The organism is Variovorax paradoxus EPS (assembly GCF_000184745.1).
Lineage (GTDB): Bacteria > Pseudomonadota > Gammaproteobacteria > Burkholderiales > Burkholderiaceae_C > Variovorax > Variovorax paradoxus_C.
Genome location: NC_014931.1, coordinates 354,523 through 379,916, shown reverse-complemented (window position 1 = coordinate 379,916; position 25,394 = coordinate 354,523). Strand labels below are relative to the sequence as shown.

General features: G+C 67.0%; 23 protein-coding genes. 7 read left to right on the top strand and 16 right to left on the bottom strand.

The features are described from left to right. The first annotated feature begins 1 nt into the window (after window position 1). The 5 genes from VARPA_RS01790 (at window position 2) to VARPA_RS01770 (ending at window position 6,074) form a co-directional block, all read left to right on the top strand. The gene (locus VARPA_RS01790; protein ID WP_013538825.1) at window positions 2-1,519 is read left to right on the top strand and encodes a sugar ABC transporter ATP-binding protein; all 1,518 of its coding nucleotides are present in this window, start codon (window positions 2-4) and stop codon (window positions 1,517-1,519) included. Continuing rightward, a complete protein-coding gene (locus tag VARPA_RS01785; protein ID WP_013538824.1) occupies window positions 1,516-2,505 on the top strand; it encodes an ABC transporter permease in 990 nt (329 codons plus the stop codon). Before VARPA_RS01790 ends, VARPA_RS01785 begins: the two co-directional genes overlap by 4 nt. Window positions 2,506-2,661: 156 nt before the next feature. Then, window positions 2,662-3,792, top strand: a complete 1,131-nt coding sequence (locus VARPA_RS01780; RefSeq protein WP_013538823.1) for an erythritol/L-threitol dehydrogenase — start codon at window positions 2,662-2,664, stop codon at window positions 3,790-3,792. A 21-nt stretch (window positions 3,793-3,813) separates the two neighbouring features. Further along, window positions 3,814-5,340: an FGGY-family carbohydrate kinase gene (locus VARPA_RS01775; RefSeq protein ID WP_013538822.1), complete on the top strand. Its 1,527-nt coding sequence runs from the start codon at window positions 3,814-3,816 to the stop codon at window positions 5,338-5,340. Continuing rightward, window positions 5,337-6,074, top strand: coding sequence for an SDR family oxidoreductase (locus tag VARPA_RS01770; RefSeq protein ID WP_013538821.1), 738 nt, complete (start codon window positions 5,337-5,339; stop codon window positions 6,072-6,074). The genes VARPA_RS01775 and VARPA_RS01770 overlap by 4 nt, the downstream gene beginning before the upstream one ends. 205 nt (window positions 6,075-6,279) lie before the next feature. Here VARPA_RS01770 and VARPA_RS01765 read toward each other — a convergent pair whose 3' ends face one another. Genes VARPA_RS01765 through VARPA_RS01755 form a run of 3 tightly spaced genes read right to left on the bottom strand, consistent with a single transcriptional unit; the run spans window position 6,280 to window position 9,777 of the window. After that, complete coding sequence (locus VARPA_RS01765; RefSeq protein WP_013538820.1) at window positions 6,280-6,594, bottom strand: polyhydroxyalkanoic acid system family protein; 315 nt, start codon at window positions 6,592-6,594, stop codon at window positions 6,280-6,282. Next, window positions 6,587-7,711: an aminopeptidase gene (locus VARPA_RS01760; protein ID WP_013538819.1), complete on the bottom strand. Its 1,125-nt coding sequence runs from the start codon at window positions 7,709-7,711 to the stop codon at window positions 6,587-6,589. The genes VARPA_RS01765 and VARPA_RS01760 overlap by 8 nt, the downstream gene beginning before the upstream one ends. Further along, window positions 7,708-9,777, bottom strand: coding sequence for a molybdopterin-containing oxidoreductase family protein (locus VARPA_RS01755; RefSeq protein ID WP_013538818.1), 2,070 nt, complete (start codon window positions 9,775-9,777; stop codon window positions 7,708-7,710). Before VARPA_RS01755 ends, VARPA_RS01760 begins: the two co-directional genes overlap by 4 nt. Window positions 9,778-9,837: 60 nt before the next feature. Between VARPA_RS01755 and VARPA_RS01750 the strand changes: the two genes are divergently transcribed. After that, window positions 9,838-10,965, top strand: coding sequence for an ABC transporter substrate-binding protein (locus VARPA_RS01750; protein WP_013538817.1), 1,128 nt, complete (start codon window positions 9,838-9,840; stop codon window positions 10,963-10,965). Between the two features lie 62 nt (window positions 10,966-11,027). On the opposite strand, the gene VARPA_RS01745 is transcribed toward VARPA_RS01750, so the two are convergent. The 7 genes from VARPA_RS01745 to VARPA_RS01715 form a co-directional block, all read right to left on the bottom strand. Beyond that, on the bottom strand, window positions 11,028-11,330 hold the full coding sequence (locus VARPA_RS01745; RefSeq protein WP_013538816.1) for a hypothetical protein: 303 nt from the start codon (window positions 11,328-11,330) through the stop codon (window positions 11,028-11,030). Between the two features lie 18 nt (window positions 11,331-11,348). Beyond that, window positions 11,349-12,584 (bottom strand): ammonium transporter, encoded by a 1,236-nt coding sequence (locus VARPA_RS01740; protein WP_013538815.1) that lies wholly within the window; start codon window positions 12,582-12,584, stop codon window positions 11,349-11,351. Between the two features lie 647 nt (window positions 12,585-13,231). After that, a complete protein-coding gene (locus tag VARPA_RS01735; RefSeq protein WP_013538814.1) occupies window positions 13,232-14,743 on the bottom strand; it encodes a tripartite tricarboxylate transporter permease in 1,512 nt (503 codons plus the stop codon). Window positions 14,744-14,755: 12 nt separating this feature from the next. Then, window positions 14,756-15,244, bottom strand: a complete 489-nt coding sequence (locus tag VARPA_RS01730) for a tripartite tricarboxylate transporter TctB family protein (RefSeq protein WP_013538813.1) — start codon at window positions 15,242-15,244, stop codon at window positions 14,756-14,758. Window positions 15,245-15,449: 205 nt separating this feature from the next. After that, window positions 15,450-15,866, bottom strand: coding sequence for an RNA recognition motif domain-containing protein (locus VARPA_RS01725; protein ID WP_013538812.1), 417 nt, complete (start codon window positions 15,864-15,866; stop codon window positions 15,450-15,452). A gap of 183 nt (window positions 15,867-16,049) precedes the next feature. Then, window positions 16,050-16,286: a DUF3820 family protein gene (locus VARPA_RS01720; RefSeq protein ID WP_013538811.1), complete on the bottom strand. Its 237-nt coding sequence runs from the start codon at window positions 16,284-16,286 to the stop codon at window positions 16,050-16,052. A 14-nt stretch (window positions 16,287-16,300) separates the two neighbouring features. After that, the gene (locus tag VARPA_RS01715) at window positions 16,301-16,681 is read right to left on the bottom strand and encodes a translation initiation factor Sui1 (protein WP_013538810.1); all 381 of its coding nucleotides are present in this window, start codon (window positions 16,679-16,681) and stop codon (window positions 16,301-16,303) included. 48 nt (window positions 16,682-16,729) lie between these two features. On the opposite strand from VARPA_RS01715, the gene VARPA_RS01710 reads away from it, so the two are divergent. Beyond that, on the top strand, window positions 16,730-17,995 hold the full coding sequence (locus VARPA_RS01710) for a DEAD/DEAH box helicase (protein WP_013538809.1): 1,266 nt from the start codon (window positions 16,730-16,732) through the stop codon (window positions 17,993-17,995). A gap of 11 nt (window positions 17,996-18,006) precedes the next feature. Here the strand turns inward: VARPA_RS01710 and VARPA_RS01705 are convergent, their stop codons facing one another. The 6 genes from VARPA_RS01705 to VARPA_RS01680 all read right to left on the bottom strand — a co-directional run bounded on the left by VARPA_RS01705 (window position 18,007) and on the right by VARPA_RS01680 (window position 25,390). Beyond that, the gene (locus VARPA_RS01705; protein ID WP_041943176.1) at window positions 18,007-18,309 is read right to left on the bottom strand and encodes a Dabb family protein; all 303 of its coding nucleotides are present in this window, start codon (window positions 18,307-18,309) and stop codon (window positions 18,007-18,009) included. Between the two features lie 183 nt (window positions 18,310-18,492). Further along, window positions 18,493-19,671 (bottom strand): acyl-CoA dehydrogenase family protein, encoded by a 1,179-nt coding sequence (locus VARPA_RS01700; RefSeq protein ID WP_013538807.1) that lies wholly within the window; start codon window positions 19,669-19,671, stop codon window positions 18,493-18,495. A gap of 15 nt (window positions 19,672-19,686) precedes the next feature. After that, window positions 19,687-20,847 (bottom strand): acyl-CoA dehydrogenase family protein, encoded by a 1,161-nt coding sequence (locus tag VARPA_RS01695; RefSeq protein WP_013538806.1) that lies wholly within the window; start codon window positions 20,845-20,847, stop codon window positions 19,687-19,689. Window positions 20,848-20,878: 31 nt separating this feature from the next. Beyond that, the gene (locus VARPA_RS01690; RefSeq protein ID WP_013538805.1) at window positions 20,879-21,790 is read right to left on the bottom strand and encodes an SDR family oxidoreductase; all 912 of its coding nucleotides are present in this window, start codon (window positions 21,788-21,790) and stop codon (window positions 20,879-20,881) included. 40 nt (window positions 21,791-21,830) lie between these two features. After that, complete coding sequence (locus VARPA_RS01685) at window positions 21,831-23,783, bottom strand: acetyl/propionyl/methylcrotonyl-CoA carboxylase subunit alpha (protein WP_013538804.1); 1,953 nt, start codon at window positions 23,781-23,783, stop codon at window positions 21,831-21,833. After that, window positions 23,780-25,390 carry an acyl-CoA carboxylase subunit beta gene (locus tag VARPA_RS01680; protein WP_013538803.1) on the bottom strand — a complete coding sequence of 537 codons (1,611 nt, stop codon included), beginning with the start codon at window positions 25,388-25,390 and terminating at the stop codon, window positions 23,780-23,782. The genes VARPA_RS01685 and VARPA_RS01680 overlap by 4 nt, the downstream gene beginning before the upstream one ends. Window positions 25,391-25,394 lie beyond the last annotated feature (4 nt).

Here is a 25,394-nt window from a genome sequence, read left to right as displayed (position 1 = left end):
CATGACCTCTTTTGCAGAAGGCGAAGAAATGCTCCGGCTGGAAGGCGTGTCCAAGCGCTTTCCGGGCGTGAAGGCGCTCTCGGGCATCGACCTCTCGATCCGCAAGGGCGAGGTGCATGCGCTGCTCGGCGAGAACGGCGCGGGCAAGTCGACGCTGATGAAGATCCTCGGCGGCATCTACCAGGCCGACGAGGGCCGCATCTTCATCGAAGGCAGCGAGCGCAGGTTCGCGGGCTACAACGACGCGATCGCGGCGGGCATCGGCATCATCTTCCAGGAGTTCAGCCTCATCCCGTACCTGAACGCGGTGGAGAACATCTTTCTCGGCCGCTACCTGAAGAACCGCTTCGGGCTGATGGACAAGGCGGGGATGAAGCGCTCGGCCGAGCGGCTCTTCGACGAGCTGGGCGTGCAGATCGATCTCGATGTGCCGATCTGCCGCCTCTCGGTCGCGCAGCAGCAGTTCGTGGAAATCGGCAAGGCGCTGTCGCTGAAGGCGCGCTTGCTGGTGCTCGACGAGCCGACCGCCACGCTCACACCGAACGAAGCCGGGCACCTCTTCAAGATCATGCGGGAGCTGCGCGCCAAGGGCGTGGCGATGATCTTCATCTCGCACCACCTGGACGAGATCTTCGAGGTGTGCGACCGCATCAGCGTGCTGCGCGACGGCGCCAACGCGGGGCATGCGGACGTGGGCGCGACCGATGTGGATGCGCTGGTCGAGATGATGGTCGGCCGCAGGATCGAGCACAACTTTCCACCGAAGCCGCAGCCCGCGCCGCGCGGACGCAAGGTGCTGGAAGTGCCCGAAATCCAGCTCGCAAAGGGCGGTCCGGTCAACAGCTTCACGCTGCACGAAGGCGAGATCCTCGGCTTCGCGGGGCTCGTGGGATCGGGCCGCACCGAACTCGCGCTCGGGATGATGGGCGCCGACCGCGTGCACCGCAAGACGGTGCTGCGCAACGGCAAGCCCGTGCGCCTGAAGGACCCGACCGAGGCGCTGGAAAACGGCATCGGCCTCCTGCCCGAGAGCCGCAAGGTCGAGGGGCTGATCACCGACTTCACGGTCCGCTTCAACATCTCGATGAACAACCTGGGCAAGCACAAGAGCGCGGGTCTGGTGAGCCAGAAGTCCGAGAAGCAGTCGGCCGGCGAATTGGCCAAGCGCGTCGGCGTGAAGGCACCCAGCATCGAGACGCGTGTGGCCACGCTCTCGGGCGGCAACCAGCAGAAGGTGGTGATCGCGCGCTGGCTCGGCCACGCGAGCGAGGTGCTGATCTTCGACGAGCCCACGCGCGGCATCGACGTCGGCGCCAAGGCCGAGATCTACAGCCTGATGCGCGAACTCACGCGCCAGGGCAAAGCCATCGTGATGATCTCGAGCGAGCTGCCCGAGATCGTCGGCATGTGCGACCGCGTCGCCGTGTTCTCGGGCGGGTCCATCGTGGCCACGCTCGAGGGCGACTCCATCAACTCGGGCGACATCATGCGCCACGCAACCACAGGGGGTTCGCAATGAATGCCACCGCCAGCCATCCCACGCCGCCCACGCCTCAAGCTCTTTCCGGCGGATTTTTCACCCAACTGCGTCGCTCGACGGCCTTCCTGCCGCTGGTCGGCCTCGTCGCGATCTCGGTCTTCATGATCGTCGCGACCGACAACTTTCTCTCGTGGGGCAACCTGCAGAACATCGCACTGCAGTCCTCGATCAACGCGATCATCGCGGTGGGCATGACGGCTGCGATCCTCACCGGCGGCATCGACCTCTCGGTGGGCGCGGTGGTGGCGCTGTCGGGCACGCTGGCCTCGGGAATGATGGTGCAGTTCGGCCTGCCGCCGATGCTTGCCGTGCCGCTCGGGCTGGCAGTCGGCGTGGTGATCGGCCTCTTCAACGGCTACTGCGTGGCGTACCTGCGCATGCCCCCGATCATCGTGACGCTGGCCACCATGGGCATCGCGCGCGGCATTGCGCTCATCTACACCGGCGGCTACCCGATCGACGGACTGCCCGATTCGTTCGCCTTCCTCGGCGGCGGCGTGCTCGCGGGCATCAAGGTGCCGATCCTCATCATGCTGGCAACGTACCTCGTGGCGTATGTGCTGCTGAACATGGCGCCGTTCGGACGCTACGTGTATGCCATTGGCGGCAATGAAGAGGCGACGCGCCTGTCCGGTGTGCGCGTGTCCCGCTACAAGCTGCTCGTGTATGCGTTGAGCGGTTTTACGGCGGCCATTGCCGGCATCGTGCAGGCAGCGCGCGTCACGAGCGGACAGCCCGGCGTGGGCGTGGGCTTCGAACTCGATGCCATCGCGGCGGTGGTGATGGGCGGCACGTCCATCGCCGGCGGACGCGGCGCGATCGTCGGCACGCTGGTCGGCGCGTTGCTGCTCGGCGTGCTGAACAACGGTCTCAACATGATCGGCGTGTCGCCGTACCTGCAATTGATCATCAAGGGCGGGATCGTCCTTCTCGCCATCTTCATCAGCCGAGAAGCAAAACGCTGACGCCCTGCACTGCTCCTTCCCCCTCTGGGGGAAGGCTGGGATGGGGGCAGGCAGAGCGTGCCCAGTAGTGACGCCGCTTGCCCCCACCCCTGCCCTCCCCCAGAGGGGGAGGGAGAAAAACCAATACCCAACACCCTCTCTGATCACAAGGAACCCATGTCTTATCAAAAGCTCCAGCCCGGCGCCTCGGGCGCCATCGGCGAACTCGCTGCCATGCAGGCCGTCGTGTGCCACGGCCCCAAGGACTACCGCCTTGAAACCGTCGCGATGCCCACCATCGGCCGCAACGAACTGCTGATCTCCATCGCGGCCTGCGGCATCTGCGCCTCCGACTGCAAATGCCACTCGGGCGCGAAGATGTTCTGGGGCGGCGACGGCCAGCCCTCGTGGGTCAAGGCGCCTGTCATCCCGGGCCACGAATTCTTCGGCTACGTAGAAGCGCTCGGCGAAGGCGCCGCCGAACACTTCGGCGTGGAGAAAGGCGACCGCGTGATCGCCGAGCAGATCGTGCCCTGCGGCAAGTGCCGCTTCTGCACTTCCGGCAAGTACTGGATGTGCGAGGTGCACAACATCTTCGGCTTCCAGCGCATCGTGGCCGATGGCGGCATGGCCGACTACATGCGGCTGCCGCCGACCTCGCGCGTGCACAAGATCCCCGACGGCATTTCGCTTGAAGATGCGGCCATCATCGAGCCGCTCTCGTGCGCGATCCACACGGTGAACCGTGGCGACATCCAGCTGGACGACGTGGTGGTGATCGCCGGCGCCGGCCCGCTCGGGTTGATGATGGTTCAGGCCGCGCGGCTGAAGACGCCCAAGAAGCTCATCGTGATCGACCTCGTGCCCGAGCGCCTCGCGCTGGCCAAGGAGTTCGGCGCGGACGTGACCATCAACCCCAAGACCGAGAACGCCGACGCCATCGTCAAGGGCCTGACCGAAGGCTACGGCTGCGACGTGTACATCGAGACCACCGGCGCGCCCATCGGCGTGACGCAGGGCCTGGAGATGATCCGCAAGCTCGGCCGCTTCGTCGAGTTCAGCGTGTTCGGTTCGGAGACCAGCGCCGACTGGTCCATCATCGGCGACCGCAAGGAACTCGACGTGCGCGGCGCGCACCTGGGCCCCTACTGCTACCCGATCGCCATCGACCTGCTGGCGCGTGGCCTCGTCACTTCGAAGGGCATCGTGACGCACGACTTTCCCCTGACCGAATGGGAGCGCGCTTTCGCGCTGGCAAACTCGCTGGACTCCATCAAGGTGCTGCTCAAGCCGCAGCCCCGATCCTGAAAGCCTGAGAGACAACACACCATGAAATACGTGATCGGCGTCGACATCGGCACGCAGAGCACCAAGTGCCTGCTGGTCGGCATCGACGGCAAGGTGCATGCGCAGGCGAGCGTCGCCTATCAGCCGGAAACACCCAAGCCGCTGTGGGCGCAACAGGACTGCGCGGTCTGGTTCGATGCCGTGTGCGAGAGCGTGCGCGCCTGCGTGGCGAAGAGCGGCGTCGCGGCAACGGACATCGCCGCGATGTGCGTGAGCAGCCTCTACGGCGGCGCGGGCATCCCGGTCGACGAAGCCATGCAGCCGCTGCACCCGTGCCTCATCTGGATGGACCGACGCGCCACCGCCGAGGTCGATGCGGTGAACGCGAACGTCGATGTCGAGCGGCTGCAGGCGATCACCGGCAACGGCGTGGACAGCTACTACGGCTACACCAAGATCCTGTGGGTGCGCGAGCACCTGCCCGAGGTGTGGGCGAAGACGCGCTACTTCTTGCCGCCCAACAGCTACATCAACCGGCGGCTCACCGGCGAGCTCGCGGTGGACCACAGCTCGGCCGGCAACATCGGCGGTGTGTACGACGCGGCGCGGCGCACGTGGTCGGAGGAAGCGCTCGGCATGCTGGGCATTCCGGCGCGCATGATGCCGCCGCGCCTCGTCGAATCGAGCGATGTGGTCGGTGGGTTGAGCGCCGAATGGGCCGCGAAGCTCGGCCTCGCCGAAGGCATGCCGCTGATGGCGGGCGGCGTCGATGCAGCCGTGGCCACCTTCTGCGCGGGCGTGACCGGCAGCGGCGACCACGTCGCGATGATCGGCACCAGCATGTGCTGGGGCTTCGTGAGCCCGACCGTCGATGCGCGCCACAAGCTCATCACGATGCCGCACGTGTACCGCGGCGCGGACCGCAGCTATGTGTTCGGCGGCGCGATCACCGCGGGCGCCGCCGTCACCTGGTTTCGCGAAACCTTCTGCCAGGCCGAAGTGGCCGAGGCCGCGCGCACTGGCGAAGACGCGCACGCGCTGATCGAGCGCAAGGCCATCGACGTGCCGGCCGGCGCGGAGGGCCTGGTCTTCCTGCCGTACCTCATGGGCGAGCGCAGCCCTATCTGGGACGCGCAGGCCAAGGGCGCATTCATCGGCCTCTCGCTCGCGCACAGCCGCGCGCACCTGTACCGCGCGGTGCTCGAAGGCGTGAGCTTCGCGCTGCAGCACAACATCGAAGCGGGCCGGCAAAGCGGGCAGCCGCTGGACGATCGCCTCATCGTGGTCGGCGGTGCCGCGCATTCGGACCTCTGGATGCAGATCGTCGCGGACATCACGGGCTACCCCGTGTTCACCATCGAGGAAGAGGTCGAGGCGGCCCTCGGTGCGGCGATGCTCGCGGCGCTCGGCGCGGGGCTGGTCGATGCGGCGACGGCGGAGCGCGGCTGGGTCACGCTGGTGGAGCGCGCGCGGCCCGAGCCCGCGGCGCAGGCCGTGTACCGGGAGCGCTTCGAAATCTACAAATCTCTTTATCCCGCGTTGCGGGATGCGATGCATCGGCTGAAATGACGACCTCCTTCGACTTCTCCCGCCGGCGCGCGCTCGTGACCGGCGCCAGCAGCGGCATCGGCCGCGCAGTAGCGTTGCAGCTCGCTCAATCGGGCGCGACGGTGACGGCCGTGGGGCGCAACGCGGCGGCGCTCGATGCGCTGCACGCGGAGGCCGGCTGCACGCCGCTCGTGATCGACGTGAGCGACGCCGCTGCGTTGGAACGCGCGCTCGCAACACTGCCAGCGTTCGATCTCGTTGTGAACTGCGCCGGCATCGCATTGCTCGAATCCGCGCTCGATCTGCAAGCCGAAAGCTTCGACGCCGTGATGGCCGTCAACGCCCGCGCCGCCGCACTGGTCGCCTCGCGTTGCGGCAAGGCGATGATCGCGTCCGGCGTGCGCGGCAGCATCGTCAACGTGTCGAGCCAAGCCTCGCTCGTCGCGCTCGATGCGCATCTTTGCTACTGCGCATCGAAGGCCGCAATGGATGCGATCACGCGCTCGCTGTGCCTCGAATTCGGACCGCACGGCATCCGCGTGAACAGCGTGAATCCGACGGTCACGCTCACGCCGATGGCCGCGGAGGCCTGGGCCGATCCGGCCAAGAGCGCGGCGGTCTTGAGGAGCATTCCGATGGGAAGGTTTGCAGAAGTCGGGGAGGTGGTGGCACCGATCCTCTTCCTGCTCTCCGATGGGGCGTCGATGGTCAGCGGCGTGGCGCTGCCGGTCGACGGGGGCTACACGATCGTCTGATGCGCATGAACCGTTCGGGCTGAGCTTGTCGAAGCCCTGCTCGCGGTGGAGACAACCCTTCGACAGGCTCAGGGCGAGTGGTTGGAGGGCGTGCTGAGCTTGGCCTGTCCCGAGCTTGTCGAAGGATCGAAGCCTCGCGCGGCGCTTCGACAAGCTCAGCGTGAACGGGTTTTTTGCCGGTGAACGCAGCCTGGCCTGAACCCGATCACGCGAAGCGCGTGCCGCCGTTCGGCGACTCGAGCAGCGCGTCGAGGTTGCGCGAGATCTTCTGCTCGATCTGCTCGCTGAAACTGCTGAACAAAAAGCCCAGCGTCGCTTCGAGCTTGAAGGTGTCGGCCGTCACCTCGACCGTGCCGTCGATGCCGGGGCGGCTGAACCGGGCAACGTCGCAGGTCTTGCCTTCGGTGTAGGTGCACTCCAGGCCGTAGTCCTGCTCGACCTGCTGCACCCATTGGCGCGCGACTTCGCGGGCGCCGGCAATGCCCAGCGTGTGGTTTCTCTCGATATGGATGTCAGGCACCGTGTTCTCCGTTGTTGTTGTCTTCGCTGGAATGGGTTTGCAGGATGCCCGTGGCAGTCTGCAGGGCACTCCGGCGTTCTTCCGTGGTCGGCAGCGCGGCAATGCGCCGGACCTCAGTGTAGAAGCGCGGCCAGTCGCGGCCTTCGCGGTCGAACAGCGCCTCGAAGGCCGGCACCAGGTCGTCGTAGGCGCCCTGGGCGCCGAAGGCCGCATTGTTGGCACGCGCCACCCAGCCGTCGTAGGCGTTCTGGCGAGGGCCCTGCCAGCCCTGCTTCAGCTCGGCATAGCGGGCGCGGAAGTCGGCCATCGCGGCCTTCTTCATCGCCTCGACGGCGGGCCAGTCCTTGGCCTTGGCCTCGGGTGACTCGTACACCTGCGTGAGCGCGCGGCGCGTGTTGAGGGCGAGCGCGCGGAACTCTTGCCGCTGGCCGTCGAACTGCGCGTACTCGCGGCGCGCCGCCTCGCCGGCTTCGCGCTGCAGCCACATGCCGCCGCCGATGCGCTCGACCGCGGTGGCGTACGACTCGTTGAACACCGTGTCGCCCGGCACGTACAGCACCTGGTGCGCGAGCTCGTGGAACACGAGGCGCGCGAGCTCGCCCTCGGGGTAGCCGATGAAGGTGGAGAGCAGCGGATCGCCGCCGGCCCAGTTCATCCAACCCAACGTCGAGTACGCGGGCACCGGGTACACGGCCACTTCGAGGTCGAGGGCGCGCTGCGCCTCGGCTTCGGCCTTGGCTGCATCCTCGCTGTAGTAGCCGCGGTAGCCCACGCAGCCGGCCACCGGAAAGCACCAGTTCTTGAGCGTGAGCGAATACGGCGGCGCGGCCACCACGTTCCACACGGCGGCGGGGCGGTGCAGGTCGGCGTACGACTTGTAGCTCGCGTTGTCGGGCAGGCCCAGTTCGGCCGAGGCGAAGCGGCGGATGCGCTGGGTGAGTTCGAGCTTGGCCTTCAGTGGCGCCGAGGTGGCCGGGTCCGCGAGCCATTCGGGCACGGGCTTGGCGGCCCGCATGATGCCGATGTGACCGCTGGCGGACTGCCAGTAGTAGCCGAGGTCGGCGCAGCCCGTGAGGAACAGGGCGCCGGCCAGCGCCAATGCGGACAGCCCCCTCACGCGCGTTCGACCTGCACCAGGCAATCGTAGAACGTCGGGCCGCGGCCGATGTCGGTCAGCCGCTGGCTCGTGAGCTGGTTGACGTTGGTGCCGTCGCCGCCGAACTTGCGCCACCAGATGCCCATGCCGTGCACCACGCCTTGGCGCGCGCGGCGCGACACCTCGGCGCGGCAGCGGTGCTCGCCGCGCTGGTTGAACACGCGCACCATCGCGCCGTCCTCGATGCCGCGCGCGGCGGCGTCGGCCGCGTGGATTTCGAGCAGCGGCTCGACCTCGATGGCGCGCAGGCTCGTCACGTTGACGAAGGTGGAGTTGAGGAAATTGCGCGCGGGCGGCGAGATCATCGCGAGCGGGAATTCGGTCGAGCTGCCGGCCGGCTCCCAGTTGGGCACGTGGTCCGGAAGGCCGTCCATGCCCATGGCCTGCAAGCGCGCGCTGAAGAATTCGCAGCGGCCCGAGGGCGTGGGGAATTGGCCTTCGGCGAACGGCGCCTCGGGCAGCTTCACGGTGGTGAAGCCCTGGGTCAGCATCTGCGCGTAGTCGATCGCGTTCTCGGCGAACGCGGTGCGGCACAGCGCTTCGTCGTCGTCCGAGAAGCAGGGCTCGTCGAAGCCCATGCGGCGCGCCAGTTCACGGAACACCCAGGCGTTGCTGCGTGCCTCGCCGCGCGGCGCGACCGCGGGGCGGTTCAGCAGCACGTCGGTGTGGCCGTAGCTCGTGTGGATGTCCCAGTGCTCCAACTGCGTGGTGGCGGGCAAGAGGTAGTCGGCGTAGTCGGCGGTGTCGGTGCGGAACTGCTCCAGCACCACGGTGAAGAGATCGTCGCGCGCGAAACCCGCGACCACCTTGGCCGAATCGGGCGCCACCGCGACGGGGTTGCTGTTGTAGACCACGATGGCCTTCACCGGCTTCGCCGCATCGAGCAGCGCGTCGCCGATGGTGCTCATGTTGATGGTGCGCGGGCGGCGGCCTTCGAGCAGGTCGGGCCGCTGCAGCGCGGCGCGGTCGACCGGGAAATGGCCCGAGCTGCTCAGCAGCAACCCGCCCGCCCGGCCGCGCCAAGCGCCCACCAGCGCCGGCAGGCAAGCAACCGCGCGGGCTGCATTGCCGCCACCGCGCACGCGCTGCATGCCGTAGTTCAGGCGAATGGCGGCGGGCTTGGTCGTGCCGTAGGCCTCGGCCAGCGTCACGATCTGCGCTTCGGGAATGCCGCAGACCTCTGCCGCGCGCGACGGCGGCCATTGCAGTGCGCGCTCGCGCAGTTGCTCCCAGCCCAGCGTGTGGTTGGCGATGTAGTCGTGGTCGAGCCAGTCGTGCACGATCAGCTCGTGCATCAGCGCCAGGGCCAGCGCGGCGTCGGTGCCGGGCAAAAGCGCGATGTGCTCGTCGCACTTGTCGGCGGTTTCGGTCTTGCGCGGATCGATGCACACCAGCCGTGCGCCCGCGCGCTTGGCGGCCTGGGCGTGGCGCCAGAAATGCAGGTTGCTGGCAATGGAATTGCTGCCCCAGATCAGGATCAGCTTCGCCTCGGCGAAGAACTCGATTCGCATGCCGACCTTGCCGCCCAGCGTGTGGACCATGGCCTCGCCGCCGGCCATCGAGCAGATCGTGCGGTCCAGCAGCGAGGCGCCCAGCTTGTGGAAGAAGCGCCGGTCCATGGATTCGCCCTGCACCAGGCCCATGGTGCCCGCATAAGAGTAGGGGAGAATTGTTTCCGGATCGGACCGCAATGACCGAAGATGCGCGGCGATGTCGTCCAGTGCGGTGTCCCACGAGACCGGCTCGAATTGGCCGCTGCCCTTGGGGCCGACGCGCTTCAGGGGCTGCACCAGCCGCTCGGCATGGTCGTTGCGTTCGATGTAGCGAGACACCTTGGTGCACAGAACGCCGCCGGTGTGCGAGTGGGCGGCATTGCCCTGCAGCTTCACGGCCACGCCGTCCTTGACGGTGGTGACGAGCGCGCAGGTGTCGGGGCAATCGTGGGGGCAGGCGCCCAGCACGGTGATGGTCTCGGTGGTCGGGGCGGGGGAAGTCGTGGCTTCCAGGGAGTCCGTTGCGTGGGGCATCGGACAAGTCTAATTTGAGTGCGAGAAAAACGCGCAGCGGGCGCAGAGGGAGTTTTCACCATGGTGAATCGCAGGCATTTTTCCTTGGCCGTGGGCACCGCCGCCACGCTGGCCAGCTTCAGGATCGCGCAGGCGCAGACTGAAGCGCCCCTGGTGCTCGGCCAGTCCGCGCCTTTCACCGGTCCGGCCGCGCAGTTGGGTATCCAGTTCCATCAGGGCGCCAAGGTGTTCCTGGACCAGTACAACGCCCAGTCCGGCCGCCGCAATGTGGTGATCAAGAACCTGGACGACGGCTACGAGCCCGACCGCTGCGCCGCCAACACGCAAAAGCTGATCGAGGAGGACGTGTTCGCCCTCTTCGGCTACATCGGCACCCCGACCAGCCTGGCCGCACTGCCGCTGGCGGTGAAGGACAAGGTGCCGTTCATCGCCCCGTTCACCGGCGCCATGTCGCTGCGCGAGCCCTTCCAGAAGAACGTGTTCCACCTGCGCGCCTCGTACAACGACGAGACGGCGCTGATGGTCAAACAGCTCACCCACCTGGGCCTCAAGAAAATCGCGGTCTTCTATCAGAACGATGCCTACGGCAAGGCCGGGCTCGACGGGGTGACGCTGGCGCTGTCGCAGCTCGACCTGAAGCCGGTCGCGATGGCCACGGTAGAGCGCAATTCGGCCGACGTGGCGCAGGCCGTGAAATCCATCGTGGGCGCAAAACCCGATGCGGTGGTGCAGGTGGGCGCGTACAAGGCCTGCGCGGCATTCATCCGCGAGGCGCGCAAGGCGAGCTATGGCGGCACCTTCATCAACCTCTCGTTCGTCGGAACGCAGGCGCTGGCGGACGAGCTCGGCAAGGAAGCCGCGGGCGTGATGGTGACGCAGGTGGTGCCCTCGCCCTACAACCCGGCCAACGCGATCACGCGCGAATTCGTCGAGGCGGTGCGCAAGGCCGGCGGCGGGGCCAGCGCGAACTTCTCGAGCATGGAGGGCTACCTGGCCGCGAAGGTGCTGACCGAGGGGCTGCGCAAGGCCTCGGGCAAGCTCACGCGAGACAGCCTCGTCGCGGGGCTGGAGAGCATCGACCGGCAGCAGTTCGGCGGGTTCGAGGTGTCGTTCTCGGCGAAGAACCACGTGGGATCGAAGTTCGTCGAACTGTCGATGCTGACTGGCGACGGGCGGGTGCGGACCTAGTTTTTGGGGCTCTTGTTCAGGGGGCGCATGCACCTGCCCCGAACGCCAGCCGACTCAAAGCGTCACCGCAACCCGCCCACATAGCGAGGCGGCGGCGTAGGCGGCGTCCCATCGGGCTGCCGCGCCGCCAGCCGCGCGGCTCGAGCCAGCGGCTCCATCGCCAGCTCGAGCCGCGTCGCGAGTTGGTCGAGTTCCTCGTCCTTCGTCTCCGCCGCGTGCGCACGCGTCATGCGCACGATCTCGGCGGCGTACTCGGCATTGGTGGCCATCCATTCGGTGTCGGTCACGCGCCCGTGCTTTCGCCGCAGTGCCACGTGAAGACGGGCTGCAAGCGCGATGCGTTCGCTTTCGGACATGGATGGCATGGTGTCTCCCTCGGGTGGTCAGGCTCCCAGGTGTTCACGGTGCTGAGCAAGATCGAGGCCCAGCTGTTCGCTCTCGGGATCGACGCGCAATCCGACCAGCACATGCACCAGGAACAGCACGATCGCCGTTCCCGCCGCGCTGTAGATCGCCACGCTGCCGACGGCGATGGCCTGCGTCAGCACGTTGCCGGCCGCGCCCGAGATGCGTGCATCGGCGAACACGCCCGTGAGCAGCGCCCCCACGATGCCGCCGATGCCGTGCACGCCGAAGACGTCGAGCGAATCGTCCGCGCCGAGCATGTGCTTCAGGCCCGTGGCGCCCCAATAGCAGGCCAGGCCCGCGATGGCGCCGATGGCCAGCGCCGAGAGCGGCGTGACGAAACCCGCCGCTGGCGTGATCGCCACCAGCCCGGCCACGAGGCCCGAGCAGAGTCCCAGCAGCGAAGGGCTGCGCCGCACGATCCACTCGCCGATCATCCAGCTCATCGCACCGGCCGCCGCCGCGATGTGCGTGACCAGCATCGCGAGACCCGCGCGCCCGTCCGCCGCCACCGCCGAGCCCGCATTGAAGCCGAACCAGCCCACCCACAGGAGACCGGCGCCCATCATCGTCATCGCCAGGCTGTAGGGCTCGAAGGCCTCGCGGCCGTAGCCCTTGCGCGGGCCGAGCGCATAGGCGCACACCAGCCCCGCGATGCCCGCGTTGACGTGCACCACCGAGCCGCCCGCGAAATCGAGCGCGCCCATCTGCGCGAGCCAGCCGCCCGGCTCCCAGACCCAGTGCGCGACGGGCGCATAGACCAGCACGCTCCACAGCAGCGCGAACCACAGCACCGCCGAGAAGCGCATGCGCTCGACGAAGGCGCCCAGCACCAGCGCGGTGGTGATGATCGCGAAGGTGAGCTGGAACATCGCGTAGACCGACTCGGGCACGTTGGGTGCGACGTGGCTCACCGCGATCTGCCCGGCTTCCTTCAGGTATTCGAAGCCCGAGAACCAGAAGCGCCCGGTACCGCCGAGCCACGGCCAGCCCGGCGTGAAGGCCAGCGAGTAGCCGAGGGTGAACCAGGTGAGCGACACCGCCGCGGCGATCGCCACCACGGCCGCCATGGTGGCCAGCACGTTCTTGCGCCGCACCATGCCGGCGTAGAAGAGCGCGATGCCGGGCAGCGTCATCAGCAGCACCAGCGCGGTCGACGTCATCATCCAGGCGGTGTCGGCCGCGTTGATGGAGGCTTGCGGGACCAGGGCCATGGCGTTGCGCTTCTTCGAGTTGTCGGGTCTGGCGCTACGTGCATGAGTCGTGCCACATCGTTAACTCCCGGAAACACTTTGGTTTGCGAATCGGCCGTCCGCAGTAAGGCAAAGCGGGTAATTCCCAATGCACTGGTGCGGTGCAGCACATAAAGTCTGCGCACTCGCGAACGGGCCCTGCTCGTACTGCCGAGGGTCCGAGGAGACAACTTCCCCTTCAAAAAGAAAAATCCTTCAAGGCATCCATACGAGATGCCAGCTCGAACTTGAAAGGCGCCGCTGGTCGGCGCCTTTTTTATGTCCGTGCGGAAGGCGTTTGCGGGTCTTTTCCTCCCTATCGAATCTCGGGATTGACCTCGTGCAGTGGATCTTTATTGCTATCTTTTAGGTAGCAATCCGAGGCACGCAAGCTCGTCCTTGAAATGCCGTCGGCGAGGGGCGCCTCGGTGCCTGCGGAACTTGCCAATTCGAGACGGATTGATCCGGTATCGGCGCTGTTCACGGCCTTCCTGGCGCACCACCGGCACCGCCGCCGAGCACCAACTAGAGCGCGTCGATATGGGGCGTGGCCGCCGCCGCGGCGTCCTGAAATGAAAAAAGCCCCTGCGCTTTCGTGCGGGGGCTTGTTCCGGGAGCGGCGGGCGAGCCTATTCCTCGACAAAAGCCTCTTCGCGCTTCGCCTTGATCGACGGCAGCAGCACGATGCACAGCAGCGCCGCCGCAGCCACCAGCAGCCCGGCCGACAGCGGCCGCGTGACGAACACGCTCCACGCACCACGCGACAGCAGCAGCGCGCGCCGCAGGTTTTCTTCCATCATCGGCCCGAGGATGAAGCCCAGCAGCAGCGGCGCCGGCTCGGTCTTGAGCTTCAGGAACAGGTAGCCGATGAACCCGAAGATCGCGACCATCCACACGTCGAAGGTGTTGTTGTTGGTCGAGTACACGCCGATCGCGCAGAACAGCACGATGGCGGGGAACAGGAACTTGTAGGGCACGGTCAGCAGCTTGATCCACATGCCGATCAGCGGCAGGTTCAGGATGATCAGCATCGCGTTGCCGATCCACATCGAGGCGATCAGGCCCCAGAAGAGCTCGGGGTTGCTGGTCATCACCTGCGGGCCGGGCTGGATGTTGTGGATCGTCATCGCGCCCACCATCAGCGCCATCACCGCGTTGGGCGGAATGCCCAGCGTCAGCAGCGGGATGAAGGAGGTCTGTGCGCCGGCGTTGTTGGCCGATTCGGGCGATGCCACGCCGCGGATGTTGCCCTTGCCGAAGGGCACTTCGCCGGGGCGCATCTTGATCTTCTTCTCCAGCGCGTAGGCCGCGAAGGCCGCCAGCAACGCACCGCCGCCGGGCAGGATGCCCAGGGCCGAGCCCAGCGCCGTGCCGCGCAGCACCGCGGGCGTCATGCGCTTGAAGTCGTCCTTGGTGGGCCACAGGCCCTTGACCTTGTGCGTGAAGACTTCGCGCTCGTCGTCGGGCTGCGAGAGGTTGCCGATGATTTCGCCGTAGCCGAACACGCCCATGGCGATCACCACGAAGCCGATGCCGTCGGTGAGCTCGGGAATGTCGAAGCTGAAGCGCGCGACACCCGAGTTGACGTCGGTGCCCACGATGCCGAGCAAGAGGCCCAGCACGATCATGGCCACGGCCTTCAGGAGCGAGCCCGAGGCCAGCACCACGGCGCCGATCAGGCCCAGCGTCATCAGCGAGAAGTACTCGGCCGGGCCGAACTTGAAGGCCAACTCGGTCAGCGGCGGAGCGAAGGCAGCCAGGATCAGCGTGCCGACGCACCCCGCGAAGAACGAGCCCAGGCCCGCAGCCGCGAGCGCGGGGCCTGCGCGGCCCTGCCTTGCCATCTGGTAGCCGTCGATGCAGGTGACCACCGAGGACGACTCCCCGGGCAGGTTCACCAGAATGGCCGTCGTCGAGCCGCCGTACTGCGCGCCGTAGTAGATGCCGGCCAGCATGATCAGCGCCGACACGGGCGGCAGCGCGTACGTCGCGGGCAGCAGCATCGCGATGGTCGCGACCGGGCCGATGCCCGGCAGCACGCCGATCAGCGTGCCCAGGATGCAGCCCAAAAGGCAATACAGCAGGTTGGTGAAGGTGAAGGCAACGCCGAAACCGATGGAAAGGTTGTGGATCAGGTCCATGGTGCGTGCTCCTCAGCCCGAGATGAAAGTGGGCCAGACCTGGATCTGGAGCTTGAGCGCCCAGATGAAGGCCACATAGCTGCCGGCCGCCAGGATGGTGGAGAGCACCAACACGTCGCGCAGCTTGAACTGCGTGCCCGCCATGCTCGAGATGATCGTGAGCGCGTAGATCGCGATGATCATTCCCATCGCCGGCAAGCCGATGCTTGGCAGGCCGCCCAGGAGGATGCCGAACGCGAGGTTGGCGCCGAGCACGAAGGCCAGCGGCTTCCAGGCCCATTTGCCGATCTTGTCGCCATCGGTGGTCTCCACCACCATCGCCTGGAACATGATGACCACCCCGAGGATGGCCAGGAGGATGCCCAGCATGAGCGGGAAATAGCCGGGGCCCATGCGGGCGCCGTTGCCGACGGTGTAGGTGGTGGCGCCTATCGCGAAGGCACCCCCCACGGTGGTGAACATGACTCCTGAAAAGAAGTCCGCCTGACTCTTGATCTTCATCGCCTCGACCCTCTGTTTTGGAGCAGTGAGGGTCGTCGTCCGCGGCTGACCGTTGGCTGACCTTGCCTGTACGGACAAATGCTTACCGCAAGGCAAGGGTTGTCCCCGGTGCCCCTGGAAAGGGACGGTCCGGAAACGAAAAAAGCTCCCGAAGGAGCTTTCTTTCATTCAGAGAGCCGAGGCTCTCGTGAGTGTGGGTGAGGGCTTAGTAGCCGCCGCGACCACCGCCGCCGCCGCCGTAACCGCCGCCGCCACCGCCGCTACGGCCACCGCCGCCGCCGCCGTAACCGCCGCCGCCGCCACCACCACCGTAGCCGCCGCCACCAGCGCCGCCGCCGTAGCCGCCACCACCGCCGGTGCGGGGAGGACGAGCTTCCATCGGACGGGCTTCGTTCACCGTCAGGGCACGGCCCTGGAGCGAATGACCGTTCATGGCTTCGATGGCTGCGAGTGCTTCAGCATCCGAACCCATTTCGACAAAGCCGAAGCCCTTCGAACGGCCGGTGTCACGTTCCATCATGACCTTGGCGCTGACGATTGCGCCGAACTCGCCGAAAGCTTGTTCCAGGTCGTTGTCACGCACAGAGTAGGCGAGGTTGCCTACGTAGAGTTTCTTGCCCATGGAGGGACTCCTAATTCAAACCAACAAAACAAAAGCGATGGAGTCCCAGAATCACAACAAACAAGTGCGCTGTGGCGCGAAACTGACCGATCACCAAATTACGTGCACGGGAGACAAGGTCTCACAGACACGTGGGGGGAATTATCCACGCCACTTTGCGAAAAAACGTGGATAAATCGTGTGTTATTGAGAAACATCCCGGCGCGACGGGCGGTTTCGCAACGGTTTGAGCAGGTCTGATAGGCCGTTGTGGTCTATTTCATGCATCAAATGGAGCAGTCGGCCGATTTCTCCCGAGGGAAAACCCTCGCGTGCGAACCAGGTCAGGTAATTTCCGGGCAAATCGGCGATCAGCGTGCCCTTGTGCTTGCCAAAAGGCATTTCGAGGGTCACGAGGCGCTGCAGGTCTTCGGGGTTCATGGGTTGTTTCTTCCTCAGCCTCCGGCGCGCTTGACGGTGTGGCCCTGCTTCACGAGGGCCGCGATCACCAGTTCGCGGTGATCGCCCTGGATCTCGATGACGCCGTCCTTCACCGTGCCGCCCGAGCCGCAGGCCGTTTTCAGCTGCTTGCCCACCGCCGCGAGCGCCGCGGCGTCCAGTGCGAGGCCCTTGATGACCGTCACGCCCTTCCCTTTGCGGCCCTTGGTCTCGTGCGATACACGCACAATGCCGTCAGTGGCCGGCGCGCGCGCCTTCTCGAGTTCCTTGCAGCGGCATTGCGCCATCGGCGCACGGCAATCGGGGCACATGCGGCCGCCCCCCTCGGTGGAATACACCAGGGTGCTGGCCTGATTGCTTTTCGTCGTCGTCGCCATTCGATCCATCTCTCTTTTATCTCTGGGTTCTTCTCTCTGTCTGCTCACATGCCATTCGACTCACTGGGCCTGGCTCCCGCGCTCGTGCAGGCTGCCGCCGAAAGCGGTTTTGCCGCGCCGACCGCCATCCAGGCCGCGGCCATCCCCCCAATTTTGCAGGGCCGCGACGTGCGGGGCTCGGCGCAGACCGGCTCCGGCAAGACCGCCGCATTTTCCCTGCCGCTGCTGCAGCGCCTGGCCGCCGAGCCCGCACAGTCGCCGCGTCGCGTGCGCGCGCTGGTGCTCGTGCCCACGCGCGAACTCGCGGCCCAGGTCGGCGAAACCATGCGCAGCCTTGCGCAGCACCTGCCCGAGCGCCTGAAGATCGCCATCGCCTTCGGCGGCGTCTCGATCAACCCGCAGATGATGAGCCTGCGCGGCGGCGCCGACATCGTCGTCGCCACGCCCGGCCGGCTGCTCGACCTGGTCGAGCACAACGCGCTCAAGCTGGGCGCGGTCTCGATGCTGGTGCTCGACGAGGCCGATCGCCTCTTCGATCTCGGCTTTGCCGAAGAGCTCGGCCGCATCCTCGCGCTGCTGCCAGCGCAACGGCAGAACCTGCTTTTCTCCGCCACCTTCCCGCCCGCCATCCAGTCGCTGGCCGACGGCATGCTGCGCGACCCCGCGGTCATCGACATGCAGGGCGAGCCGGGCACCGAGCCGAACATCGTGCAGCGCGTGATCGAGGTCGATGCGAACCGCCGCACGCAGCTCCTGCGCCATCTGCTCAAAGAAAACGAATGGGAGCGCGTGCTGGTGTTCGTCGCCACGCAGCATTCGGCGCAGATCGTTGCCGAGAAGCTCTACAAGAACGGTGTCTACGCGGTGCCCTTCCACGGCGACATCGCGCAGGGCACGCGCACCGGCATCCTCGCGCAGTTCAAGGAGAGCCGGTGGGACGTGGTGATCGCTACCGACCTCGCGGCGCGCGGCATCGACATCGCGCAGCTCCCCGTGGTCATCAACTACGACCTGCCGCGCTCGCCCACCGACTACATCCACCGCATCGGCCGCACCGGCCGCGCGGGCGAGAGCGGGCTGGCGATCAGTTTCGTGAGCGCATCGACCGAGGCGCACTTTCGCCTGATCGAAAAGCGCCAGGGCCTCCTACTGCCGCGCGAGCGCATCGAAGGGTTCGAGCCGACCGAGGTGGCCGTGCCGCTCGTCGATGCATCGGGCACCGGCGGCATCAAGGGCAAGCGGCCGAGCAAGAAGGACAAGCTGCGTGCGGCGGCGCAGGCCGCGCAGCAGGGCGAGTCCGAAAAGAACGACTGACCCGCGCCCGATCACTCCATCGCGTAGTCGACCTGGTGCCGCGCGATCCGCAGATCGCCCAACTCCTCGCGCACCCGCAGATGCGCGGGGTGCGTGGCATAGCCGTCGAGCGATGCCTGGCTGTCGAACTCGCTGTAGAGCACCACGTCGCAGGCGTAGGCGATGCGGCTTGAATCGACGCCCACCTCTAGGTGCAGCAGCCCAGGGATCTGCCCGCGCAGCGATTCGAACTTGCGCTTGAGCAACTGCACGGCCTCCGCCTTTTCTTCAGGCGATTCGCCGCGCAGGTCCCACATCACGATGTGTTTGAACATGGTGCGGGCTTCGGTCATTCGACTGAATCGGTTTGGTCGAAGAGATGGAAAACAAGGATCACGGCGGCTCCGGCTTCATGCAATGTGCGGCCGATGGTAAGCAGGCCTCGTGCGAAAGGCCATGCGCCGCGCACCTCGCCGGTGAAGAACAGTTTTCCGCTGGAGGAAAGGCGATGCGGTGCGCTACAGCCAGCCGAGCTGCCGCGCGGCCAGCTCCTTCATGATCTCCTCGGCACCACCGCCGATCATCATCACCTTGACTTCGCGGTAGATGCGCTCGCTCACCGTGCCGCGCATGAAGCCCATGCCGCCGAGGATCTGCACCGCCTGGTCGGCGCAGAACTGCATGGTCTGCGTCGCATGGTTCTTGAGCATGCAGACCTGCGCGACCCATTCGGGCGCGTTGAAGCGGCCGGCGGCTTCGTGCGCATCGCCTTCCGCCGACACCGCCTCGAGCCACGCTTCGGTGGAGGCGATGCGCATCTGCATGTCCACCAGCTTGTGGCGCACCGCCTGGTGCTCGATGAGCGCGGCACCGAAGGTCTTGCGCTCGCGGGACCAAGCCAATGCTTCGTCGAGGCAGGCCTGCGCGAAGCCGAGCGCGCCGGCTGCGAGGCCGATGCGTTCGCCGTTGAAGTTGCCCATGATCATTCGGAAGCCCGCGCCTTCGTCGCCCAGCAGATAGCGCGCCGGCACGCGCACGTTGTCGAAGTGCAGCGTCGCGGTGTCGGAGCACCACCAGCCCATCTTCGTGAGGCGCTTGCGCGAAAGGCCAAGTGCATCTCCGGGCACCAGCAGCATCGAGATGCCGCCTGCACCGCGTCCTTCTCCGGTGCGTACGGCGACCGTGATCCAGTGGGCTCGCATGCCCGACGTGATGAAGGTCTTCTCGCCGTTCAGCACATAGTGATCACCGTCGCCTGCACTCTCCCGTCTGGCCGTCGTGCGCAGCGCCGCGACATCGGAGCCGCCGCCCGGTTCGGTGATGGCAAGCGCCGCGATCTTCTCGCCGCGCAGCACGGCGGGCACGACCTCGTGGCGCACGGCGTCGCTCGCATGCAGCACCACCGGCGGCAGGCCGATGTTGTGCGAGAAGAGGCTCGCGAGCACGCCACCGCTCTTGCCGTGGCGCGCGAGTGCGATCCATGCGGGAAGCTTGAGCGAATACGAGGCCGGCGTACCGCCGAACGCTTCGGCATAGCCGAGACCGAGCAGCCCGAGTTCCGCGGCGCGCGTGTAGAGCGCGCGCGGAAATTCGCCCGCGTCGTCCCAGGCTTCGACATTCGGCGCGATCTCGTTTTCGGCAAAGCGCCGCACCGTGTCGGCGAGCGCCGCGCGGTCGGCTTGCAGTTCGGCGTCCATGCGTTTCAGCCGCCGTCAGCCGCGCGGTGGCCGTTTGGCGATGCCCATCGTCTTCGCGAGGATGCCGAGCATCACTTCGTCCGCACCGCCGCCAATCGAACCGAGGCGGCCGTCGCGATAAAGCCGGGAGACCCGGTTCTCCAGCGTGAAACCCATGCCGCCCCAGAACTGGAGGCACGTGTCCGACACCTGCCGCGTGAGCCGCCCCGTCTTGAGCTTGGCCATCGAGGCGAGTTCGAGCACGTCCTCGCCCTGCACATGCAGGTCGCAGGCGCGGTAGGTGAGCGCGCGCAGCGCTTCCACTTCGGTCTTCAGTTCGGCCAGCTTGAACTGCACCCATTGCTGGTCGGCCAGCGTGCCGCCGAACATGTGGCGCTGCTGCGCCCACTCGATGGTCTGCGCGATGCAGTCTTCCATCGGCTCGAGCGAGCTGGCCGCGGCCCAGAGGCGCTCTTCCTGGAACTGCTGCATCTGGTAGACGAAGCCCTGCCCCTCCTCGCCGATGCGATAGCGCTGCGGCACGCGCACGTTGTCGAAATAGATGAGCCCGGTGTCGCTGGAGTTCATGCCGATCTTGCGGATCTTCTTGGCCTTCTCGATGCCGGGGCTGTCCATCGGCACCATCACCAGCGACTTGTTGCGGTGCACCGGGCCGTCGCTGGTGTTGACCAGCATGCACATCCAGTCGGCCTGCAGGCTGTTGGTGATCCACATCTTCTGGCCGCTGATGAGGTAGTCGTCGCCGTCCTTGCGTGCGTGGCTCTTCAAGCCCGCGACGTCGCTGCCCGCACCGGGCTCGCTCACGCCGATGCAGCCGACCGTGTCGCCCGCGATGGCGGGTGCGAGGAATTCGCGGCGCAGCTCGTCGCTGCCGAAGCGTGCGAGCGCGGGCGTGCACATGTCGGTCTGCACGCCGATGGCCATCGGCACGCCGCCGCAGCTCACGTGGCCGAGCGCCTCGGCCATCGCCATCGCATACGAGTAGTCGAGGCCGGCGCCGCCGAAGGCTTCGGGCTTGTTGAGGCCCAGCATGCCCAGGTTGCCGAGCTTCTTGAAGACCTCGTGCGCGGGGAAGATCTCGGCCGCTTCCCATTCGTCGACGTGCGGGTTGATCTCGTCATCGATGAAGCGGCGCAGCGTCTTCTGAATCTCGAGGTGTTCGTGGGTGTACTGCATGTCGCTTGTCTCCGATCAGTCAATCAATCAATCAGTCGTTCGTTTCTTTGTCCTGGAACACGCGGGGCGTCTGCGCCAGATGGAAGCCGTCGAACGCCCGCACTGCCGGGCGCTGCTGCGCCGCTGCATCCGGCAGCGCCATCGGCCAGCCCATGCGCACCTGCGGCCGCGCGCCGTCCACGCGCAGCACGCTGCCGCTGATGAAGCTCGCCGCGGGGCTCAGCAGGAAGGCGATGGCCGCGGAGGTCTCGGCTTCGTTGCCGAAGCGGCCGGCAGGCACGGTCTTGCGCATCGCGCGCAGCATGTCGCCGGCCTCGGGCGGGTAGTGGTCCATGCCGCTCGATGCGATGTAGCCCGGCGCCACCGCGTTCACGCGCACGCCGTTCGCGGCCCATTCGAGCGCGGCCGTTTCGGTGAAGCTCACCATGCCCGCGCGCGCGGCACCGCTGTGGCCCATGTTGGGCATCGAGCCCCACATGTCGGCCACGATGTTGACGATGGCGCCGCCGTTCGCCTGCATGCTCTGCACGAAGCATTCGCGCGCGACGAGGAAGCCGCCGGTGAGGTTGGTGTGGATCACCGCTTCCCAGCCCTTGGCCGAGATGGCGGCGAGCGGCGTGATGTACTGACCGCCGGCGTTGTTGATGAGGCCGTCGATGCGGCCGTGTGCTGCGACCACCTCGGCAATCGCCGTACGCACGGCTTCTTCTTGCCGGATGTCGAAGGCCTGGGTGCTGGCTTTGCCGCCGGCGGTGGCGATTTCTTTCTGTACCTGCTGCAGCTTCTCGGCATTGCGGCCGACAAGCACGACCTGCGCGCCGAGCGATGCGAGCTCGTGCGCCGTGCAGCGGCCGATGCCCGAGCCGCCACCGGTAACGACGATCACCTGTCCATCGAACAGGCCGGGCGAGAACACGGAGCGGTAGCGGGAAGAGGCGTTCATTCGAATGGCTTTCAGGAAATCGGGAAGACGGTGCGCCGCGTCATGCGTCGGCAATCTCCGCCACCACATGGCGCGCGGCCACCTGCGCGCCCACCGCGACATGCAGCGCGGCGACGCGGCCGGCGCGCGGTGCGCAATGCACGTGTTCCATCTTCATCGCTTCGAGCGTGACGAGGGGCTGGCCGGCAGCGACCGTGTCCCCCTCGGCGGCGAGCAGGGCGATGACGCGGCCGTTCATCGAGGCGCGCAGCAGGCCGTCGCCGCCAGCAGCACCGGCGCGAGGCACCGCCACATGCGTGAGATTCTCGAGTTCGAAGGCCTGGCCGCTGAAATGAATCCACAGGTGCGTGGCGGACTTGCGCACCGACATGGCCTGCTCGGAAACACCGCCGCATGAGAAGCGCACGACGCCGTCACCGGGCAGCGCAAGCAGTTCGATGCGCTCAGGCCCGGTTGCATCGACTGCGACATCGAAACGACCTGCGCCCTGCGGCGTCACACGCGCTGCATGCACCTCGCCGTTGAGCGAGAAGCGCAGTGCGTTAGGCAGCGTGTGCGCAAGCGGTGAAGGCCAGCCACGTTCGCCGAGTTGAAGCAGTAGTGCGGCGAGCAACGCGGCGCGGCCTTCCATTGCGGCGTCAGGCGCGAGCAGCGCCTCGGCATGCTCGGCGATGAACGCCGTCGTCGCCGCACCCTCGGCAAACACGGGGTGCGACAGCGCGCGCCGCAGAAACTCTTGGTTGGTCGCGATGCCGAGCGCCACAGTGTCCTGCAGGCCTGCGATGAGACGCTGCCTCGCTTCGTCGCGGGTCCGTCCGTGCGACACCAGCTTGGCGATCATCGAGTCGTAGAACGCCGGCACTTCGGCGCCATCGCGCAACGCATGTTCGATACGAAGAGCCGGCGACGGCCGCCATGCAGCGAGCGTGCCGCTCTGCGGCATGAAGCCCTGCTGCGGGTCCTCGGCGCACAGGCGCACTTCGATCGCGTGGCCGTTCATCTGCACGTCCTGCTGAGTGAGCGGCAATGGCTCTCCGGCGGCGACGCGCAGTTGCAGTTCGACGAGGTCGAGCCCCGTCACCGCCTCGGTCACGGGATGCTCCACCTGCAGCCGCGTGTTCATCTCCATGAACCAGTATTGGCCGTCGGCGTCGAGCAAAAACTCGAGCGTGCCAGCGCCTTCGTACGCGATGGCTTTTGCCGCGGCAACGGCGGTCGCGCCCATGCGTTCGCGCAACTCGGCGGACACCGCCGGCGACGGCGATTCCTCGATCACCTTCTGATGCCTACGCTGCACCGAGCAGTCGCGCTCGCCGAGGTGGATGCCATTGCCGTGGCGGTCGGCGAACACCTGGATTTCGATGTGGCGCGGCGCGACGACGGCGCGCTCCAGGATCACGGTCGCATTGCCGAAGGCGTTGAGTGCTTCGGACTGCGCGCTCTGCAGCAGATCGGCAAAGGCCGCGGCCGATGGCACCAGCCGCATGCCGCGCCCGCCGCCGCCGGCGGTTGCTTTGATCATCACGGGCCAGCCGATGCGGGCAGCTTCGGCTGCGAGCGTGGATTGGCTCTGGTCTTCGCCCTGGTAGCCGGGAATGCACGGCACGCCGGCCGCCCGCATCAGCCGCTTGGCGCCCGCCTTGTCGCCCATCGCGCGAATGGCTTCGGGCGAGGGGCCGATGAAGACGAGGCCAGCGTTGCGGCAGGCCTCTGCGAACCCGGCGTTCTCCGCAAGGAAGCCGTAGCCGGGATGCACAGCTTGTGCACCGCTCGCACGCGCGGCTTCGATGATCGCGGCGATGTTGAGGTAGCTCTGCGCGGGCAGCGACTCACCGATCCACACGGCCTGGTCGGCTTGCCGCACATGTTCCGCATCGGCGTCGGCGCTCGAATACACGGCGACGGTGCGATAGCCCATGGTGCGTGCGGTGCGCATCACACGCACCGCGATTTCGCCGCGGTTGGCGATGAGGATCTTGTTGAACCCCTTCATGGCCGCGCCACCGAGAACTGCATCGCCTGCGGCACGCGCGCATCGGCATCGCGGCACACCGACAGCACCTCGGCCAGCACCGCGCGCGTGTCGCGCGGATCGATCACGCCATCGTCCAGCAGCATCGCGCTGGTGGTGAACACGCTCATCTGCCGGTCGAAGCGCTCGACGATCTGCTGCTGCATCGCATCGATCTTCGCGGTGTCGACCGCGCCCTTGCGCGCCATGCCGGCCTCCATGACGATGGCCATGGTCTTGGCGGCCTGCTCGCCGCCCATCACGGCGGTGCGCGCGTTCGGCCACGAGAAGCAGAAGCGCGGAGCGAAGCCTCGGCCGCACATGCCGTAGTTGCCCGCGCCGTACGAGGCGCCGCAGTACAGCGTGATCTGCGGCACCGTGGCGTTGGTCACGGCCTGGATCATCTTGGCGCCGTGCTTGATGATGCCGGCCTCCTCGTGCGCGCGGCCCACCATGTAGCCGGTGATGTTCTGCAGGTAGACGATGGGCGTGCGCGACTGGCAGCAGGCCTGGATGAAGTGCGTGGCCTTGGTCGCGCCGTCGGAATCGATCGGGCCGTTGTTGGTGACGATGCCCACCGCATGGCCTTCGAGCCGGATGTGGGCGCAGACGGTGGCGCTGCCGTAGTGCTCGCTGAATTCGAGGAACTCGGAGCCGTCGGCGATGCGCGCGATGACCTCGCGCATGTCCACCGGCCGGCGTCCGTCGCTCGGCATGATGCCCAGCAGGTCTTCGGCGTCGTAGCGCGGCGGCGTGAAGGCGCGCGGTGCTTCGTCGCGGGTCCAGTCGATGCCGCCGAGGATCGAGCGTGCGATGCGGATGGCGTCGCGGTCGTCTTCGGCGAGGTAGTCGCCCAGGCCCGAAATGTGGGTGTGCATCACGGCACCGCCGAGTTCTTCTTCGGTGGCGATTTCGCCGGTGGCGGCTTTCAGCAGCGGCGGTCCGGCGAGGAAGGCCCGGGTGCGATCGCGCACCATCACGATGTAGTCCGACAAACCCGTCTGGTAGGCGCCGCCCGCGGTCGAGGAGCCATGCGTCACCGTCACCACGGGCAGCCCCGCCGCCGAGAGCCGCGCGAGGTTGCGAAAGATGCTGCCGCCGCGCACGAAGTCCTGGACGCGGTACTGCATGAGATTGGCGCCGGCGCTTTCGACCAGCTGCACGTAGGGGAGCTTGTTCTCGAGCGCGATCTCTTGCACGCGCAGCTGCTTGTCCAGGCCCATCGGTTGCAGCGCGCCGGCGTCGATGCCCGAATCGGAGGCGCTCACCATGCAGCGCACGCCCGCGACCTGGCCGATGCCGGAGATCAACCCGCCGCCGGGCACGCTCTTCGAAAGATCGGGGTTGTCATGACCAAGGCCTGCGAGAGAAGCCAGCGGAAGAAAGGGCGCGCCGGTGTCCAGCAGCAGCGCGATGCGTTCGCGCGGCAAGAGCTGGCCGCGCTTGGCAAAGCGCTCGGCCGAGGCGCCCGAGGCAGACGCGGCGCGGGCCTCGTGCGCACGCACCTGGTCCAGCAGCGCGAGCATGCCGGTGCGGTTGGCCTGGAAGGTGTCGCTGGCCGATGACAGCCGGGATTCGATGACGGGCATGGGG

What these genes read in the sequence shown, in the direction of transcription:
- VARPA_RS01790 (WP_013538825.1), top strand. Translation starts at nt 2, where the DNA reads ATGACCTCTTTTGCAGAAGGCGAAGAAATGCTCCGGCTGGAAGGCGTG.
- VARPA_RS01785 (WP_013538824.1), top strand. Translation starts at nt 1,516, where the DNA reads ATGAATGCCACCGCCAGCCATCCCACGCCGCCCACGCCTCAAGCTCTT.
- VARPA_RS01780 (WP_013538823.1), top strand. Translation starts at nt 2,662, where the DNA reads ATGTCTTATCAAAAGCTCCAGCCCGGCGCCTCGGGCGCCATCGGCGAA.
- VARPA_RS01775 (WP_013538822.1), top strand. Translation starts at nt 3,814, where the DNA reads ATGAAATACGTGATCGGCGTCGACATCGGCACGCAGAGCACCAAGTGC.
- VARPA_RS01770 (WP_013538821.1), top strand. Translation starts at nt 5,337, where the DNA reads ATGACGACCTCCTTCGACTTCTCCCGCCGGCGCGCGCTCGTGACCGGC.
- VARPA_RS01755 (WP_013538818.1), bottom strand. Translation starts at nt 9,777, where the DNA reads ATGCCCCACGCAACGGACTCCCTGGAAGCCACGACTTCCCCCGCCCCG.
- VARPA_RS01750 (WP_013538817.1), top strand. Translation starts at nt 9,838, where the DNA reads ATGGTGAATCGCAGGCATTTTTCCTTGGCCGTGGGCACCGCCGCCACG.
- VARPA_RS01745 (WP_013538816.1), bottom strand. Translation starts at nt 11,330, where the DNA reads ATGCCATCCATGTCCGAAAGCGAACGCATCGCGCTTGCAGCCCGTCTT.
- VARPA_RS01740 (WP_013538815.1), bottom strand. Translation starts at nt 12,584, where the DNA reads ATGGCCCTGGTCCCGCAAGCCTCCATCAACGCGGCCGACACCGCCTGG.
- VARPA_RS01735 (WP_013538814.1), bottom strand. Translation starts at nt 14,743, where the DNA reads ATGGACCTGATCCACAACCTTTCCATCGGTTTCGGCGTTGCCTTCACC.
- VARPA_RS01730 (WP_013538813.1), bottom strand. Translation starts at nt 15,244, where the DNA reads ATGAAGATCAAGAGTCAGGCGGACTTCTTTTCAGGAGTCATGTTCACC.
- VARPA_RS01725 (WP_013538812.1), bottom strand. Translation starts at nt 15,866, where the DNA reads ATGGGCAAGAAACTCTACGTAGGCAACCTCGCCTACTCTGTGCGTGAC.
- VARPA_RS01720 (WP_013538811.1), bottom strand. Translation starts at nt 16,286, where the DNA reads ATGAACCCCGAAGACCTGCAGCGCCTCGTGACCCTCGAAATGCCTTTT.
- VARPA_RS01715 (WP_013538810.1), bottom strand. Translation starts at nt 16,681, where the DNA reads ATGGCGACGACGACGAAAAGCAATCAGGCCAGCACCCTGGTGTATTCC.
- VARPA_RS01710 (WP_013538809.1), top strand. Translation starts at nt 16,730, where the DNA reads ATGCCATTCGACTCACTGGGCCTGGCTCCCGCGCTCGTGCAGGCTGCC.
- VARPA_RS01705 (WP_041943176.1), bottom strand. Translation starts at nt 18,309, where the DNA reads ATGTTCAAACACATCGTGATGTGGGACCTGCGCGGCGAATCGCCTGAA.
- VARPA_RS01700 (WP_013538807.1), bottom strand. Translation starts at nt 19,671, where the DNA reads ATGGACGCCGAACTGCAAGCCGACCGCGCGGCGCTCGCCGACACGGTG.
- VARPA_RS01695 (WP_013538806.1), bottom strand. Translation starts at nt 20,847, where the DNA reads ATGCAGTACACCCACGAACACCTCGAGATTCAGAAGACGCTGCGCCGC.
- VARPA_RS01690 (WP_013538805.1), bottom strand. Translation starts at nt 21,790, where the DNA reads ATGAACGCCTCTTCCCGCTACCGCTCCGTGTTCTCGCCCGGCCTGTTC.
- VARPA_RS01685 (WP_013538804.1), bottom strand. Translation starts at nt 23,783, where the DNA reads ATGAAGGGGTTCAACAAGATCCTCATCGCCAACCGCGGCGAAATCGCG.
- VARPA_RS01680 (WP_013538803.1), bottom strand. Translation starts at nt 25,390, where the DNA reads ATGCCCGTCATCGAATCCCGGCTGTCATCGGCCAGCGACACCTTCCAG.